This window comes from Luteimonas sp. A611, assembly GCF_054072715.1.
In genome coordinates this window covers 1,611,714-1,626,910 of record NZ_JBSVRP010000001.1, presented here as the reverse complement: position 1 = coordinate 1,626,910, position 15,197 = coordinate 1,611,714, and the positions used below count along the sequence as shown (strand labels likewise).

The following is a 15,197-nucleotide window of genomic DNA, read 5'->3' as shown; positions in this document are numbered from 1 at the left end:
TGTTGTTGATTCTCCGAGATTGACCGGCTTCGCCGTTGTAAAGCGCCTCTCACTGCGTTCGGAATGACAAACCGGGCTTTCAGCATTGCCTTGGCGCACGTGCCGCATTGAATGCTGCCCGGATCGACAGCGCGTCTGTCCGGCCCATCCCTGTCGACAGTCGGTATCGGTTGGGCGGAACGGCATTCCGGCCATGGCCCACGGCCGGTTTCCGTGGCGGAACAGCTCGCGCACAGGCAGTGCGCCCCCTACCCCGTCATCGCTCGGCGCTTACCCGGTTGGCGACTTGCCGGCGGCTATGATGCAGAGCCTGCCGCATCCACCACGACGCCATGTCCGCACCGCTGTCGATCCGCCGCACCGGAGCCGTCCTGCGGCTGTGCCTGCAAAGGCCCGAACTGCACAACGCCTTCGACGCCGGGCTGATTGCCCGTCTGACCGCCGCGCTGGACGGCGCCGCCGCCGACCCCGGCATACGCGTGGTGGTGCTCGAAGGCGAAGGCCCCTCGTTCTCGGCCGGCGCCGACCTCAACTGGATGCGCGGCATGGCCGCCGCCGGCGAAGACGCCAACCGCCAGGACGCGCTGGCGCTCGCCCGGCTGATGCGCACGCTGGATGAGCTGCCCAAGCCGACGATCGCGCGCGTGCACGGTGCGGCGTTCGGCGGCGGCGTTGGCCTGGTCGCGTGCTGCGACATCGCCATCGGCGTAGCGGAGGCCAAGTTCGGCCTGACCGAAAGCCGGCTCGGCCTGCTGCCGGCGGTGATCTCACCCTACGTGGTCGCGGCGATCGGCCCGCGCCAGGCGCGGCGCTGGTTCGCCACGGCCGAGGTCTTCGATGCGGCGCAGGCGCTGCGGATGGGGCTGCTGCACGAGGTGGTGGACGCCGACGCGCTGGACGCCGCGGTCGAACGCCAGGTCGCGCTGCTGCTCAAGGCCGGCCCCATCGCCTCGGCGACCGCCAAGCGGCTGGTCCGTGACGTCGCCCTGGAGCCCGACCGCGACCAGCTCGACCAATCCAACGCCCGCCTGATCGCCGCACTGCGCGTCTCGCCGGAAGGCCAGGAAGGCCTGTCCGCGTTCCTGGACAAGCGCAAGGCGAACTGGGTGGAGTGAATGTGTGGCGGGGTTTGGCCACGGATTGCGCAGATGAACGCGGATCAGGCGAATGGGATCGGGAGGAGTCGCATGGATGCGGACGCGGTGGGACTTTTGCATCGGGACATCAGCAGACGCGTGATCGGGGCATTTTTCGAGACGTACACCGAACTCGGCCATGGATTTCTGGAGGGCGTGTACGAGGCGGCGTTGGCCATGCGGCTGGAAGAATGCGGGCTGACCGTCGAACGGCAGATGCCCATTGAGGTGCGCTTCCACGGCCAGGTCGTTGGCTGCTTTCGCGCCGACCTGCTGGTGGAAGACTGCGTACTCGTGGAGGTCAAGGCCGGTCGTGGCCTGCTGGCAGCCCATGAAGCCCAATTACTCAACTATTTGAAAGCGACCGGCATCCAGCTCGGCCTGCTCCTCAACTTCGGTCCGCGCGCGGAGTTCCGCCGCCGCGTTTTCTCATAGACTCCGCGTCATATCCGCGTGTATCCGCGCAATCCGTGGCCAGAAGAATGTTCACCAGAATCCTCATCGCCAACCGCGGCGAAATCGCATGCCGTGTGATCCGTACCGCGCGGCGGCTTGGCATCGGCACCGTCGCCGTGTTCTCCGAGGCCGATGCCGATGCGCAGCACGTGCGCCTGGCCGACGAGGCGTATCCGATCGGCGGGCCGCGGCCCGCCGACAGCTATCTGCGCGGCGAGGCGATCATCGAGGTGGCCAGGCACTCCGGTGCGCAGGCGATCCACCCGGGCTACGGCTTCCTCAGCGAAAACGCCGAGTTCGCCGACGCGGTGGAAGCGGCAGGCCTGGTGTTCATCGGCCCGAAGGCCGCCTCGATGCGCAAGATGGGCAGCAAGGCCGGCGCCAAGGACCTGATGCAGGCCGCGGGCGTGCCGGTGGTGCCTGGCTACACGGGCGAGGACCAGTCGCCGGCGCTGCTGGCGCGGGAGGCGGCACGCATCGGTTTTCCGATGATGATCAAAGCCGCGCACGGCGGCGGCGGCAAGGGCATGCGCGTCGTGCATTCGGCCGACGAATTCCTGCCCAGCCTGGAAAGCTGCCAGCGCGAGGCCGCCAACGCCTTCGGACGCGATCGCGTGCTGCTGGAGCGCTACGTCGAATCGCCGCGCCATATCGAGATCCAGGTGTTCGGCGATGCGCACGGCAACGTCATCCATCTCAACGAACGCGAATGCTCGGCGCAGCGCCGCTACCAGAAGGTGTTCGAGGAGTCGCCCTCGCCCTTCCTCACTCCGGCGCTGCGCCAGGCGATGGGCGAGGCCGCGGTGCTGGCGGCGCGCGCGATCGACTACGGCAACGCCGGCACGGTCGAGTTCATCGTCGACCCGGCCGGCAACTTCTATTTCATGGAGATCAACACCCGGCTGCAGGTCGAGCATCCCGTCACCGAGATGACCACCGGCCTGGACCTGGTCGAATGGCAGCTGCGGATCGCCGCGGGCGCGTCGCTGCCGCTGGCACAGGCGGACGTGCCCCAGCGCGGCCACGCGATCGAGGTGCGGCTGTACGCCGAGGATCCGGACGCCGGCTTCCTGCCCGGATCCGGACGGCTGGACCGGCTGGAACTGCCGGACCCCACGGCGCAGGTGCGCATCGACTCGGGCGTGGTCGAAGGCGACACGGTATCGATCTTCTACGACCCGATGATCGCCAAGCTCATCGTCCACGACCGTGACCGCCCCTCCGCCCTCGCCCGCCTGCGCGAGGCGCTGGCGCAGTGCGTGATCGAAGGGCCCAAGTCCAACATCGCCTTCCTGGAGGCGCTGGTGCGGCACCCGGCGATCGTCGAGGCGCGCATCGACACCGGCTATCTCGACCGTCACCTGGACGAGTTCACTACTGCGCACGCGGCGGACACCGGACTGCTGCTGGCAGCGGCCACCGCCACCCTGCTCGACCAGGAGCGCGGCCAGCGCGAGGCCGCGGCCGCATCGAACGATCCCACCTCGCCGTGGGCGATCGCGGACGGCTGGCGGCTGGGCCACGCCGGCCAGCGGCCGCTGGCGTTCCAGCACCGAGGCGAACGCATCGAACTGCTGGCGCAGGGCGACGATGGGCGCTATCGCATCCGCTGCGGCGACCGCTTTGCCGCGATCGAAGGCGCACGCCTGTCCGACGACAGCCTCTCCCTGCGTATGGATGGCCAGGGGCGGCGTTTTCGCGTGTCGCTGCGCCCGGGCCGCGTCGACGTGCACGATGGCGTGCGGCGGCTCTCTTTGCAGTCGCTTGCGGTGTACCGGCACGAGCCCGCGGCGCAGGATGCCGGCGACGACCGGGTGCGCGCCCCCATGCCCGGACGCGTGGTGGCACTGCGCGTCGCCGCGGGGGATCAGGTGGAAGCTGGACAGGAGCTGGCCGTGCTGGAAGCGATGAAGATGGAGCTTGCGCTGAAGGCGCCGCGCACCGGCGTGGTAGGCGAAGTGCGTGCGAGTGTGGGCGAGTTCGTCGAGGCCGACAGCGTGCTGGTCGTGCTGGAGGCTGCGCAATGACGGCAGCGCGCACGCAAAGCGCGTATCGCGGCGCGCAGCTGCCGCCCCCGGCCGCGTGCCTGCAGGTGAGCACGCAAGTCGAGGCGCAGGCGCTTTACCCGACCAGGCCCGTGGCGCCGCACCCGGAACTGCTGGCGTGAACGCCCAGGTGCGCATCGTCGAGGTCGGCCCGCGCGACGGCCTGCAGAACGAGAAGGTGGCGGTGCCCACGGCGGCCAAGATCGAACTGATCGACCGCCTCTCGGCGACCGGCCTGCAGACCGTCGAAGCCACCAGCTTCGTCAGCCCCAGATGGGTGCCGCAGCTGGCCGACGCCGCCGAGGTGTTCGCCGGCATCGACAGGCAGCCGGGGGTGTCCTACCCGGTGCTGGTGCCGAACCTGCAGGGCTACGAGCGCGCCCATGCGGCCGGCGCGCGCGAGGTGGCTGTCTTCACCGCCGCCTCCGGCGCGTTCACCCAGGCGAACATCGGCGCCGGCATCGACGAATCGCTGCAGCGCTTCGAGCCGGTGCTGGAACGCGCGAAGGTCGACGGCGTGCAGGTGCGCGGCTATGTGTCCACCGTGCTCGGCTGCCCCTACCAGGGCGAAGTGCCGCTGGCCGACGTGGTGCGGGTGGCCGCCGCCCTGCACGCGATGGGCTGCTACGAGATCTCGCTGGGCGACACCATCGGCGTCGGCACGCCGCGCAAAGCCCGGGCGATGCTGCGCGCGGTGGCTGGCGCGGTGCCGATGACGTCGCTGGCGGTACATTTTCATGACACGTACGGCCAGGCGCTGGCCAACATCCTGGCGTGCCTGGAAGAAGGCGTGGCGGTGGTGGACAGCGCAGTGTCCGGCGCAGGCGGCTGCCCCTACGCGAAAGGCGCCAGCGGCAATGTCGCCAGCGAGGATGTGGTGTATATGCTCCACGGCATGGGCATCGACACCGGAATCGACCTGGCGGCGCTGGCGGCAACGGGGCGCTGGCTGGCGGGGCTGCTCGGCCGCGAAACCGGCAGCAAGGCCGGCCGGGCGCTGGCGGCCGGATGAACGCGCAGCCGTCGTCCGAGGAGGAGGCGGCGCCCGGCTGCGGCAACGCCGACATCCTCGCCGCGCTGCAGGCCGCGAGCGTCGACGCCTCGCTGCCGCCCGACGCCCGTGCCCTGTTCGGGCAGGCGCGCGAAGCACTGCAGGCCGCCAGCGCCGACGCCGAGAGCGCCCGCCTGCGCTACCACGCGCTGTTCGACGCGGTCCCCGACCCGGTCAGCATCCTCGACGAGAGCGGCATCGTGCTCGACCTCAACCGCGCCGGCATGGCCGCGTACCGGCGCCCGCGCGAGGAGATCGTCGGCCAGCCGATCGAAGTGCTCAACCCGGACCTGCCCAAGGACCACATGCGGCCGGTGCTGGAAACGCTGCACCGTGGCGAGACCTACGTCATCGAGGTCACCAACAAGCGCGGCGACGGTACCCGCTTCCCGGTCGAGGTGCATTCGGCCGGCTTCGTGCACGACGGCCGCCGCTGCGTGGTGGCGGTGGCGCGCGACCTCAGCGCACGGCGCATGGCCGAGCTGCGCTACGGACAGCTGCTGGAGGTGATCGACAAGGGCGTGGTGGTGTTCGACGACAGCGGCCACCTGCTGCAGGCCAATGCGGCGGCGATGCGGATCCTCGGCGCCGACGAGCACCAGGACTTCCAGGCCTACCTGCAGCCGGCCGACTGGGCGGTGGTCGACGAAGCCGGCCACCCGCTCGACCTGCGCGAGCTGCCGCCAACGCTCACGCTGCGCACCGGGAAGGCGACCGGCAGCCAGGTGCTCGGCCTCTACCACCGCCCCGAGCGCCGCCTGCGCTGGCTCTCGATCAGCAGCGTGCCGTTGTTCGCGCCGGGCGGGCGCAGCCCGCTGCAGGTGCTGTCGTTCTTCAGCGACGTCACCGAGCTCAAGCGCGACAGCGCCCTGTTCGATCGCGCGCAGTCGCTGGCGCACATCGGCGGCTGGGAATGGGAGGTCGACCGCGACGCGCTGTACATGACCGAGGAAGCGTTGCGCATCATCGGCGGCGGCCGCGATGTACATTCGATCGGCGACCTGCTGGCGGTGCTCTCCGAGCCCGACTGCCTGCGCCTGGACGCCGCACTGCGCCGGGCCATCGACGGCAACCGGCCGATCGACCTGGAGGTGGAAGGCAAGCACGCCGACGGCAGTCCGCTGTGGCTGTACATCATCGGCGAGGCCGAGATCAACCGTTCCGAAGGCACCAGCATCACCGGCACCCTGCAGGACATCACCGAGCGCAAGCAGGAGCAGGAAGCCCTGCGCATCCGCGCGCGTACCGATCCACTCACCGGCCTGCTCAACCGCGACGCGATGCTGCACGAGCTGGAGACGCGCATGCGCGATCCGGTGCACGGCCCGATGGCGGTGCTGTACATCGATCTGGACCGATTCAAGGTGGTCAACGATGTGCTCGGCCATGCCGCCGGCGACGACCTGCTCGCCGCCGCCGCGCGCCGCATCAGCCGCGCCACCGGGACCGAAGGGCTGATCGCGCGCTTCGGCGGCGACGAGTTCCTGGTGATCTGCAACACCGGCGACGACGACGCGCGGCCCGAGCGTATCGCCGACGCGATCCTGGACGCCTTCAGCGAAAGCTTCCGCTTCGACAAGGAGGAGTTCGCGATCACCGCCAGCGTCGGCATCGCGCGCGCGCCGCGCGACGGCGACCGGCCACAGACGCTGATCCAGAACGCCGACGCGGCGATGTACGACAGCAAGCGCCGGATCCGCAACGGCCGCCAGGAGTTCACCCCCGAACTCGCGCAGTCGCAGCAGGACCGGCTGCGCATGGAAACCCACCTGCGCCGCGCCGCCGACAACGACGAGTTCCGCCTGGTCTACCAGCCGCAGGTCGACCTGCGCCGCGGCACCACGGTGGCCGCCGAGGCGCTGATCCGCTGGCAGAACCACCAGCTGGGCGAAATGCGGCCGGACCATTTCATCGGCCACGCCGAAAGCACCGGCGACATCGTCCGCATCGGTCGCTGGGTGCTGCACGAGGCCTGCCGCCAGGCGGCCGAATGGCGCGACGCGGGCCTGGGCATCATCCGGGTCGCGGTGAACGTGTCGTACCGCCAGTTCCTGGCCGAAGACCTGGCCGACACCATCCGCCAGGCGCTGGACGAGCACGGACTGCCGGGGTCGGCGCTGGAGCTGGAATTCACCGAGCGCGTGCTGATCGAGGATGCGCCCGACACCCTGCGCACCTTCGCCACGCTGCGCGAAATGGGCGTGATCCTGACCATCGACGACTTCGGCGAAGGCTACAGCGCGCTCAACTACCTGCGCCGGCTGCCCATCCACGGCCTCAAGCTCAGCCAATTGTTCGTCGAGGGCGTGCCAACCAACCACTCTGACGTGGCGGTTTGCCAGGCGGTGGCCGGCATCGCCCGCAGCCTGGGCCTGGGACTGGTGGCCGAGGGCATCGAATCCGAGGCGCAGCGGCGCTTCATGCTGCAGCTGGGCGTGCCGATCGGCCAGGGCTTCCTGTTCGCGCCGGGGCTGCCACCGGACGAGTTTGCGCGACGGCTGCGCGCGCAAGGCTGAGGCAGTCTGCAAGGCGACACGCTAAAATCGCGCCTTTCCGATCCGGGGCACCCCATGCAGCCTTCCTCCATCCGCGCCGTCATCACCGGCGGCGTCTCGGGACTGGGCCTGGCCGTTGCCCGTCGCATCGTTGCCGATGGTGGTCAGGTCGCGCTGTTCGACGTCAACGATGACAAGGGTGCGGCTGCGATCGCCGGGCTCGGCAATGCGCAGGCGCGCTACCTGCACACCGACGTCACCAGCGAGGAGGGCGTGGCGGCGAACATCGCGGCCGCGGCCGACGCCATGGGCGGGCTCAACGTGGCGGTGAACTGCGCCGGCATCATCGGCGCGGGCCGCGTGCTGGGCCGCGAAGCACCGATGCCGCTGGCACAGTTCCAGAGCACGGTGATGGTCAACCTGGTGGGCAGCTTCAACGTGGCCAAGGCTGCAGCGGCTGTGATGCAGCACAACGCGGCCGGCGATGACGGCGAGCGCGGCGTGATCGTCAACACCGCCAGCGTCGCGGCCTACGAGGGGCAGATCGGACAGGCCGCGTACTCCGCATCCAAGGGCGGCGTGGTCGCCATGACCCTGCCGATGGCGCGCGAACTCGCCCGCTTCGGCATTCGCGTCAACACCGTCGCCCCCGGCATCTTCTGGACGCCGATGGTGGACGGGATGCCCGAAGACGTGCAGAAGTCGCTTTCGGCCTCGATCCCCTTCCCCGCCCGCCTCGGCCGCGCGGAAGAGTTCGCAGACCTGGTGCACTACATCCTCGGCAACCGCTACCTCAACGGCGAAACCATCCGCCTCGACGGCGCGGTGCGGCTGGCGCCGAAATGACCGCCACACAGCGGCGGTCATCCCGAACGCAGCGAGGGATCTCGCCCGCCGCCCGGATGTCATCCCGAACGAAGTGAGGGATCTTCTCCACGCCGCACCGGCATGACGTCTCCAATGACGTGTGGCATCTTCTCCGGCGGAGATTCCTCCCTCCGGTCGGAATGACAGCGACCCTCCGGTCGGAATGACAGCGAGGCCTCGGGTCGGAATGACAACGAGGCGTGTCGATTCAGGTCCCGATTCCAACCCCCTTATCCCCAACCCCGGTCTTCCCATGAAAGCCTACGACGTCAAGAAAGGAAACGTGGTCGAACACAACGGCACCGTGTACCAGGTGCGTGACATCGAGCGCAGTTCGCCGCAGGGTCGCGGCGGCAACGTGCGCTTCCGTTTCATCATGTACAGCGTGCCCGGCGGCAACAAGACGGACGTGGGCTTCGATGCCGAAGACAACCTGACCGAGGTCGAGCTGCTGCGCCGCCAGGCCACGTTCTCGTACAAGGACGGCGAGGCCTTCGTGTTCCTCGACGACGAGGACTACACCCCCTACACGCTCGACGCCGAGGTGATCGGCGACGACGCGGGCTACATCACCGACGGCCTGCAGGGCAGCTACGTGCAGATCATCGACGACCAGCCGGTGGGGCTGCAGCTGCCGCAGCACGTGACGCTGCAAGTCGTCGATACCCCGCCCGAGCTCAAGGGCGGCACCGCCACCAAGCGACCGAAGCCGGCGACGCTCAACACCGGCCTCGAGATCATGGTGCCGGAGTACATCGCCAACGGCGAACGCGTGCTGGTGAACACCACCACCGGCGAGTTCGGCGGCCGCGCCGACTGAGTGTCGGCTCGCCAGTTCGTCGGCACCACCAACGCCTTTGCGCAGCAAGCCCGGCAGCGCCTTGTCACCGCTTACGTAGATACTCTGCAATCGTCATCCCGGCGAACGCCGGGATCCATTGTGCCGTTGCCGTTCTCCTGCACGGGCCCTGAAGACAGATCAAGATGGATCCCGGCGTTCGCCGGGATGACGGGATTTGCCTGTTTCGTGTTCCCCGGGCCGCGTGTACGGCTAGCCCGCAGCGCGGACCTCAATGGCTGGATGCCTCCGTGTCCTGCACCGTGCGCAGACGTTCACCCAGGCGTTCCAGGTTGCGCTCCGTTCCCTCCAGCCGCGCCAGCTGCGCCGGCGGCAGCCACTCACGGGCCTGCAGGTGGAGCGCGTCACGCAGTGCGCGCAGCCGCGCGTCATCCCGCTCGAGCAGGCCAGCCAGGCTTGCACGTTCGTTCGCCCGCGGCAGGCCGTAGCCTGCGCCACCCAGCAGCAGCGACGGACGTCCTGCCCAGGCACCATCGGCAAACAGTTGCCGCAGGCGTTCGGCGGCCTCGCCGGACGCTCCGTCGCCGCGCAGGATCCGCTGCTTCAGCGCCTCCCTCGCCTGTGCCTGCTCTCGCTGCATGGCGGCCTCTTCGAGCACCAGCAGCGCAGCCGTCGCGCGAAGATCGCCGCGTTCGAGAAAGGGCGTGCGCAATTCCGGATCCAGCGCAAACCATGCCCGCGCATCGGCGGCCGGCAGTCCGAGCGCCGCGTCGGCAATCGCGAACATCGCGTCGAAATGCTCGCCCATCGACGCGAACCGGTATCCCTCGCGCAGCGCACGCGCCGCGTCGTCGAGCGCGGACATGTCGGCGATGCCTTCACGCTCCAGCCGACGCAGCAGGCCCGTCGGCGTGATGCTGCGCAGTCGTGTCTGCGACAGCCGCGGCGCGCCGTCGTTGAGCAGCTTCCAGGTCTCGACCGCGCAGTTGTTGTCGATGAAGCGGTAGCGGCCGTCGTAGCTCCAGTGCATCTGCGCCGCCCGTTCCAGCAGGCCCGCGACCTCGCCATCGTCCAGCCGCAGCGGGATCGACTGCAGGCCGCGCAGCTCGACCCGGGTGTACTCGTCCACCACCTGTTCCAGCGGCAGCACGAACAGCCGCGACGGATACGAACCGGTCAGGCCGCGCCAGCTGGAGACCTGCACGTCGTCGACGAATGCGCGGAACGACAGCACCAGGTGATGCTGCAGGTCGAGCCTGCACTCCGGCCCGCGCGGCCGCCCCGGCGCGCACACCACCAGCCGCAGCATGGCGTGGCCCCAGCGGCTCATTGGTTGTTCGCTGGCTTCGGCGAACAGGTAGTCCACCGAATGGATCCGCGACGGATCCAGCTCCAGTCCCTGCAGCATCGCTCCGCCCTGTCCCGCCGCGACGAACGGCAGTTGCCGCGGACAGCCCGTCGTCGCGCCCCGTGCCGGCGGCAGTCCGAACCGGTCCGCGAAATGACGGTACAGCGCTGGGCGCGCGCAGGCGTAGCCCGGATCGAGCAGGAAATGCTCGAAGTTCACCGCGACAAATTCGGCCGGTGAGGCCAGCTCGTAGGCATCGGGCGTGCGATCGCGCAGGTCGTTGCGTGAGGTGCGCAGCCCCAGGCGCAGCGGCTGCACCGGCCAGCCGGCCAGGTCGAGCAGGCGCGGCTCCCGCGACAGGCCGCCGCGCGGCGAGCGGTCGTGGACGTGCGCCAGTTCGTGCAGGAGTGCCGCCAGTGCGACGCGTGCATCCGGATCGGCATCGCCTGCCGCCGGATCGCGGCGCAACCATCCGTCCAACAGCGAGCGGCGCAGTCCGATGCGTCCGCCGTGCGCGCGCCCGTGCACCGCATGCGGCAGGTCATCGCGCCAGCGCAGCACGACGGTCGTATCGAGATCGTGCTCAAACGTCGCCGGCAGCAGCTCCCGCGTGCGCGACACGAGTGCGTGGCTCGCCTCCAGCTCGGCAAGCGCCAGGCCCGCCGGGTCGACATCGATCCGCAGCGTCGCCTGCAGCGGCGCGGCCGCCGCCAGCAGCGTGGCCAGCAGCCAGGCGTGGCCAATCGCGCCCATGGTTCCGCTCAGCGGGCGAGGATCGCCTGCGCCAGCCGCAGGTCGCTGGCGGTGCGCGCTGCCGGATCGCGTTCGCGCAGCTGGCGCAGCGCCGCCTCGAGCCGGGCGCCACGGATCACGCCATCGCTGGCGACGAACAGCGCAGCATCCTCGCGCGCAACGGCAACCACCTTGTCGTCGCCCGAGCTGCTGCCCGAAGAAGCCGAGCTGCCTGCCGAAGCCGCGCCGCCGGTGGTCCCGGCAAAGCTTCCAGCGTGGGAGGCAAGGCTGGTGCAGGCGCACAGCGCAAACAGGAATGCGGCAGCTTTCATCGACGAGAGGTCCGGGTGCGGGGTGGCCAGTTTAGCGGCTCGCCGGCGCGCCGGGCTGAATACGGCGCGCACTATCGCGCCGGCGGATCCTGGTCGAACAGCTTGCCCGGGTTCATCAGGCCATCCGGATCGAGCGTGCGGCGGATGCCGCGCATCAGCTCGATTTCAGCCTCGCTGCGCGTCGAGGACAGGTAGGGCTTCTTGACCAGGCCGATGCCGTGCTCGGCCGAAATACTGCCCGCGTGCCGCTGCAGCGCGCCAGCCAGCAGCCTGGTCACCCGCTCGCACTCGGACACGAAGTCCGGCTGCGCCATGTCGCCGGGCTTGAGCACGTTGATGTGCAGGTTGCCGTCGCCGATGTGGCCGAACCAGACCACGTCGAACTGCGGGTACTCGCGCGCCAGCAGCGCCTGGGTTTCGGCCAGGAACGCGGGCATCGCCGACACCCGCACCGAGACATCGTTCTTGTACGGCACATGCGGCGCCAGACTCTCGGTGATGCCCTCGCGCAGGCGCCACAGCTGCGCCGCCTGCGCCTGGCTCTGGCTGATCACCCCGTCCAGCACCCAGCCCTCGCCAACGCAGTGCTCGAACGCGGCCATCACCGCGGCCTCCTCCGCCTCGCCGGCGGCGAACTCGGCGACGACGTAGTACGGATACGCCTCGTCGAACGGCTTCTGCGCGCCGTGCGCGAGCACGTGGTGCAGCGCCCGGTCGGTGAAGAACTCGAAGGCCTCCAGCCGCAGCCGCGCGCGCAGGCTGGCGAACACCTGCATCAGCGCATCGAAGTCCGGCAGTGCAAGCAGCATCACGCTGGTCGGCGGCGGTGGATCGGTCAGCCGCAGCGTGGCCTCGACGATGATGCCCAGCGTGCCTTCCGAGGCCACCATCAGATGGCGCAGGTCGTAGCCGCTGGAATTCTTGACCAGGCCGCGCCCGAGCTCGAGCACTTCGCCCCGGCCGTCGACCACCTTGAGCCCGGCCACCCACTCGCGGGTGTTGCCATAGCGGATCACGCGGATGCCACCGGCGTTGGTGGCGATGTTGCCACCGATCGTGCACGAGCCGCGCGCGGCAAAATCCACCGGATACTCGAGTCCGTGTTCGCGCGCCGCGTTGTGCACGGCCTCCAGCGCGATGCCCGCCTGCACGGTCATGCTGCGGTCGATCGGATCGAACGCGAGCACCCGATTCATCCGCTCCAGGCTCAGCACCAGTTCGCCGTTGGCCGCGACCGCGCCACCGGACAGGCCGGTGCGTCCGCCCGAAGGCACGATCGCCACCTGGGCCTGGCGTGCCCAACGCACGATCGCCTGGACCTGCTCGACCGATGATGGCAGCGCGATCGCCAGCGGCGCCGGCGTCCAGCGCCGGGTCCAGTCGCGGCCGTAGTGCTCCAGGTCGGCGGCGTCCGTGAGCAGACGCAGCTCCGGCAACACCTGCAAGAGCACGTCAAGGCGCGGATCGGTCATCGGAAAAGGCGGCGGCAAAGGGAGCGCAAGCGTGCCAGCAGCGACGGGATGCGTCCAGCGCCACGGTGCACGCGCACGTGCATGCAAGCGCCTGGTTCCCGTACCGTTGCCTCACGCGCGTCGCACGTTGTTCGCAGCAGTCCTGGGCTTCCCGCATCCAGGGGTTTGGATCGTGTCGGTTTCGCGCGCAACGGAATTGGTACCGTCACTGTTCTGTCGATCCGCGCCCGGTGTTCCGCGCAGCATGGCAAAAAGCCTTGGTGCAGTGCGGAAACGCACGCCCGCATCTGGAATAATGCAGGGCTTCCCCGCAGCCGGATGCAAAGCGCATGACGCCACTGAAGACCTCGTTCCCGAAGCAGGACATCCGCATCGTCCTGTTCGAAGGCATCAGCCAGAGCGCAGTCGAGGTGTTCAAGGCCGCCGGCTACGAGCAGGTCGAGCTGCTGACCAAGTCGCTGGTCGGCGACGAGTTGAAGGCCAAGCTGGCCAACGCGCATATCGTCGGCATCCGCTCGCGCACCCAGCTCACCGCCGACGTGCTCGCCGAGGCGCGCAAGCTGATCACCATCGGCTGCTTCTGCATCGGCACCAACCAGGTCGACCTGGATGCGGCCGAACTGGCCGGCATCCCGGTGTTCAACGCACCCTATTCCAACACCCGCAGCGTGGCCGAGCTGGTGGTGGCCGAGGCGATCATGCTGATGCGCGGGATCCCGCTGAAGAACGCGGATTGCCACCGCGGCGGCTGGAGCAAGTCTGCGCTCGGCAGCCACGAGGTGCGCGGCAAGACCCTGGGCATCATCGGCTATGGCCACATCGGCACCCAGGTCGGGGTACTTGCCGAATCGCTCGGCCTGAACGTGCTGTTCCACGACATCGAAGCCAAGCTGTCGCTCGGCAACGCGCGTGCGGCGACCAGCCTGGAGGACCTGCTGGCGCGCTCGGACATCGTGACCCTGCACGTGCCCGAGACGCCGGCCACGCAGATGATGTTCGGCGCCGCGCAGATCGGGCAGATGAAGCCGGGTGCGCACCTGATCAACGCCTCGCGCGGCACGGTGGTGGACATCGATGCGCTGGCAGCGGCGCTGGAGTCCGGACATGTCGGTGGCGCGGCGGTGGATGTGTTCCCGGTCGAGCCCAAGGGCAACGGCGAAGCGTTCGAGTCGCCGCTGACGCGGTTCGACAACGTGATCCTGACCCCGCACGTGGGCGGCAGCACGCTGGAGGCGCAGGACAACATAGGCACCGAGGTCGCGGCCAAACTGGTTCGCTACAGCGACAACGGCGGCACGCTTTCGGCGGTGAACTTCCCCGAAGTCACCCTGCCCGAGCACGCAGGCAGCCATCGCATCCTGCACATCCATCGCAACGTGCCCGGCGTGCTGTCGCAGATCAACGAACTGTTCTCGCGCGAGGGCGTGAACATCGACGGACAGTTCCTGCGCACCGATGCCAAGGTCGGCTACGTGGTCATCGACATCGCGTCCACGCCGCAGATCACCGCGCGCCTGCGCGCCGCGCTCAACGAGATTGACGGAACGCTACGGACTCGGGTGCTGTACTGAGGAACCAGTCGTCGGCTGCCTGCGGCCAGAATGGGTTGTCATTCCGAGCGCAGCGAGGAATCTGCTCGCGTTCTCGTCGTCGTGATCTGCAAGCAGATTCCTCGCTTTGCTCGCAATGACAGATCGAGACAAAAGGAGAGCCACCCATGCCACGCACATCCACCGCCTTCCTGTTCGACCTCGACGGCACGCTGGTCGACAGCGTCTACCAGCACGTGCTGGCCTGGAAGGAGGCGCTCGACCGCGAGGGCGTCGACCTCTCGGTCTGGCGCATCCATCGCAAGATCGGCATGAGCGGCGGACTGTTCACCAACATCCTGCTGCGCGAAACCGGTATCGACATCACGCCCGAACGCCTTGAACGGCTGCGCGGCTGGCATGCCGAGGCCTACAACCGCCAGGCGGCCGCCGGCGCGATCCGGCCCCTGCCCGGCGCGCGCGAGTTGCTGGCCTTCCTCACCGCCGAGGGCATCCCCTGGGCGATCGCCACCAGCGGGCGCATGGAAACCGCGGCGCCCAATATCGCCGCGCTCGGCGTGGATCCGGCGCAGGTTCCGGTGGTCACCCGCGACCAGGTGCGTTACGCCAAGCCCGATCCGGACCTGTTCCTGGCGGCAGCCGATCGCCTGGGCGTGGATATCCAGCATTCGCTGGTGATCGGCGACAGCATCTGGGACATGCTGGCCGCGCAGCGTGCGCGTTCGCTGGGCGTCGGATTGTTGTCGGGAGGCTACGGGCGCGAGGAGCTGGAGCGCTCCGGCGCGTTCCGGGTCTATGACGATCCGGCGGACCTGCTGCGGCATGTGGACGAGGTGGCTGCGCGGCGCTGACGGGCGGCGCGCGCGGGCCGCAAAGCAAGGCTTGGACGACGGCACAGCGGCGTCAGGTTCGAC

General features: G+C 69.2%; 13 protein-coding genes. 10 read left to right on the top strand and 3 right to left on the bottom strand.

Annotation, left to right across the window (positions count from 1 at the left end; all coding sequences use genetic code 11):
* Positions 1 to 332 precede the first annotated feature (332 nt).
* From ACW5EG_RS07195 to yeiP, 8 genes are all read left to right on the top strand, one after another.
* Complete coding sequence (locus tag ACW5EG_RS07195) at positions 333 to 1,115, top strand: enoyl-CoA hydratase-related protein (protein ID WP_457021141.1); 783 nt, start codon at positions 333 to 335, stop codon at positions 1,113 to 1,115.
* Positions 1,116 to 1,187: 72 nt separating this feature from the next.
* A complete protein-coding gene (locus ACW5EG_RS07190; RefSeq protein ID WP_457021140.1) occupies positions 1,188 to 1,571 on the top strand; it encodes a GxxExxY protein in 384 nt (127 codons plus the stop codon).
* A gap of 47 nt (positions 1,572 to 1,618) precedes the next feature.
* Positions 1,619 to 3,619: an acetyl/propionyl/methylcrotonyl-CoA carboxylase subunit alpha gene (locus ACW5EG_RS07185; protein ID WP_457021139.1), complete on the top strand. Its 2,001-nt coding sequence runs from the start codon at positions 1,619 to 1,621 to the stop codon at positions 3,617 to 3,619.
* Positions 3,616 to 3,759 (top strand): hypothetical protein, encoded by a 144-nt coding sequence (locus ACW5EG_RS07180; protein WP_457018097.1) that lies wholly within the window; start codon positions 3,616 to 3,618, stop codon positions 3,757 to 3,759. The genes ACW5EG_RS07185 and ACW5EG_RS07180 overlap by 4 nt, the downstream gene beginning before the upstream one ends.
* The gene (locus ACW5EG_RS07175) at positions 3,756 to 4,649 is read left to right on the top strand and encodes a hydroxymethylglutaryl-CoA lyase (protein WP_457018096.1); all 894 of its coding nucleotides are present in this window, start codon (positions 3,756 to 3,758) and stop codon (positions 4,647 to 4,649) included. The genes ACW5EG_RS07180 and ACW5EG_RS07175 overlap by 4 nt, the downstream gene beginning before the upstream one ends.
* Positions 4,646 to 7,204: a sensor domain-containing protein gene (locus ACW5EG_RS07170; protein ID WP_457021138.1), complete on the top strand. Its 2,559-nt coding sequence runs from the start codon at positions 4,646 to 4,648 to the stop codon at positions 7,202 to 7,204. The genes ACW5EG_RS07175 and ACW5EG_RS07170 overlap by 4 nt, the downstream gene beginning before the upstream one ends.
* Before the next feature lie 54 nt (positions 7,205 to 7,258).
* Positions 7,259 to 8,029 (top strand): SDR family NAD(P)-dependent oxidoreductase, encoded by a 771-nt coding sequence (locus tag ACW5EG_RS07165; protein WP_457021137.1) that lies wholly within the window; start codon positions 7,259 to 7,261, stop codon positions 8,027 to 8,029.
* A gap of 274 nt (positions 8,030 to 8,303) precedes the next feature.
* Complete coding sequence (gene yeiP, locus ACW5EG_RS07160) at positions 8,304 to 8,870, top strand: elongation factor P-like protein YeiP (RefSeq protein WP_457018092.1); 567 nt, start codon at positions 8,304 to 8,306, stop codon at positions 8,868 to 8,870.
* A gap of 250 nt (positions 8,871 to 9,120) precedes the next feature.
* Here the strand turns inward: yeiP and ACW5EG_RS07155 are convergent, their stop codons facing one another.
* The 3 genes from ACW5EG_RS07155 to ACW5EG_RS07145 all read right to left on the bottom strand — a co-directional run bounded on the left by ACW5EG_RS07155 (position 9,121) and on the right by ACW5EG_RS07145 (position 12,733).
* Positions 9,121 to 10,950, bottom strand: coding sequence for a DUF7844 domain-containing protein (locus tag ACW5EG_RS07155; protein ID WP_457021136.1), 1,830 nt, complete (start codon positions 10,948 to 10,950; stop codon positions 9,121 to 9,123).
* Between the two features lie 8 nt (positions 10,951 to 10,958).
* Positions 10,959 to 11,261, bottom strand: a complete 303-nt coding sequence (locus ACW5EG_RS07150; protein WP_457018090.1) for a DUF2388 domain-containing protein — start codon at positions 11,259 to 11,261, stop codon at positions 10,959 to 10,961.
* Positions 11,262 to 11,332: 71 nt separating this feature from the next.
* On the bottom strand, positions 11,333 to 12,733 hold the full coding sequence (locus tag ACW5EG_RS07145) for an FAD-binding oxidoreductase (RefSeq protein ID WP_457018089.1): 1,401 nt from the start codon (positions 12,731 to 12,733) through the stop codon (positions 11,333 to 11,335).
* A 329-nt stretch (positions 12,734 to 13,062) separates the two neighbouring features.
* Between ACW5EG_RS07145 and serA the strand changes: the two genes are divergently transcribed.
* A complete protein-coding gene (gene serA, locus ACW5EG_RS07140; protein WP_457018088.1) occupies positions 13,063 to 14,304 on the top strand; it encodes a phosphoglycerate dehydrogenase in 1,242 nt (413 codons plus the stop codon).
* A 146-nt stretch (positions 14,305 to 14,450) separates the two neighbouring features.
* The gene (locus ACW5EG_RS07135; RefSeq protein ID WP_457018087.1) at positions 14,451 to 15,134 is read left to right on the top strand and encodes an HAD family hydrolase; all 684 of its coding nucleotides are present in this window, start codon (positions 14,451 to 14,453) and stop codon (positions 15,132 to 15,134) included.
* Positions 15,135 to 15,197 lie beyond the last annotated feature (63 nt).

Coding starts and splice junctions, on each gene's coding strand:
- serA (WP_457018088.1), top strand. CDS start 13,063: ATGACGCCACTGAAGACCTCGTTCCCGAAGCAGGACATCCGCATCGTC.
- yeiP (WP_457018092.1), top strand. CDS start 8,304: ATGAAAGCCTACGACGTCAAGAAAGGAAACGTGGTCGAACACAACGGC.
- ACW5EG_RS07185 (WP_457021139.1), top strand. CDS start 1,619: ATGTTCACCAGAATCCTCATCGCCAACCGCGGCGAAATCGCATGCCGT.
- ACW5EG_RS07190 (WP_457021140.1), top strand. CDS start 1,188: ATGGATGCGGACGCGGTGGGACTTTTGCATCGGGACATCAGCAGACGC.
- ACW5EG_RS07150 (WP_457018090.1), bottom strand. CDS start 11,261: ATGAAAGCTGCCGCATTCCTGTTTGCGCTGTGCGCCTGCACCAGCCTT.
- ACW5EG_RS07165 (WP_457021137.1), top strand. CDS start 7,259: ATGCAGCCTTCCTCCATCCGCGCCGTCATCACCGGCGGCGTCTCGGGA.
- ACW5EG_RS07195 (WP_457021141.1), top strand. CDS start 333: ATGTCCGCACCGCTGTCGATCCGCCGCACCGGAGCCGTCCTGCGGCTG.
- ACW5EG_RS07180 (WP_457018097.1), top strand. CDS start 3,616: ATGACGGCAGCGCGCACGCAAAGCGCGTATCGCGGCGCGCAGCTGCCG.
- ACW5EG_RS07145 (WP_457018089.1), bottom strand. CDS start 12,733: ATGACCGATCCGCGCCTTGACGTGCTCTTGCAGGTGTTGCCGGAGCTG.
- ACW5EG_RS07135 (WP_457018087.1), top strand. CDS start 14,451: ATGCCACGCACATCCACCGCCTTCCTGTTCGACCTCGACGGCACGCTG.
- ACW5EG_RS07170 (WP_457021138.1), top strand. CDS start 4,646: ATGAACGCGCAGCCGTCGTCCGAGGAGGAGGCGGCGCCCGGCTGCGGC.
- ACW5EG_RS07155 (WP_457021136.1), bottom strand. CDS start 10,950: ATGGGCGCGATTGGCCACGCCTGGCTGCTGGCCACGCTGCTGGCGGCG.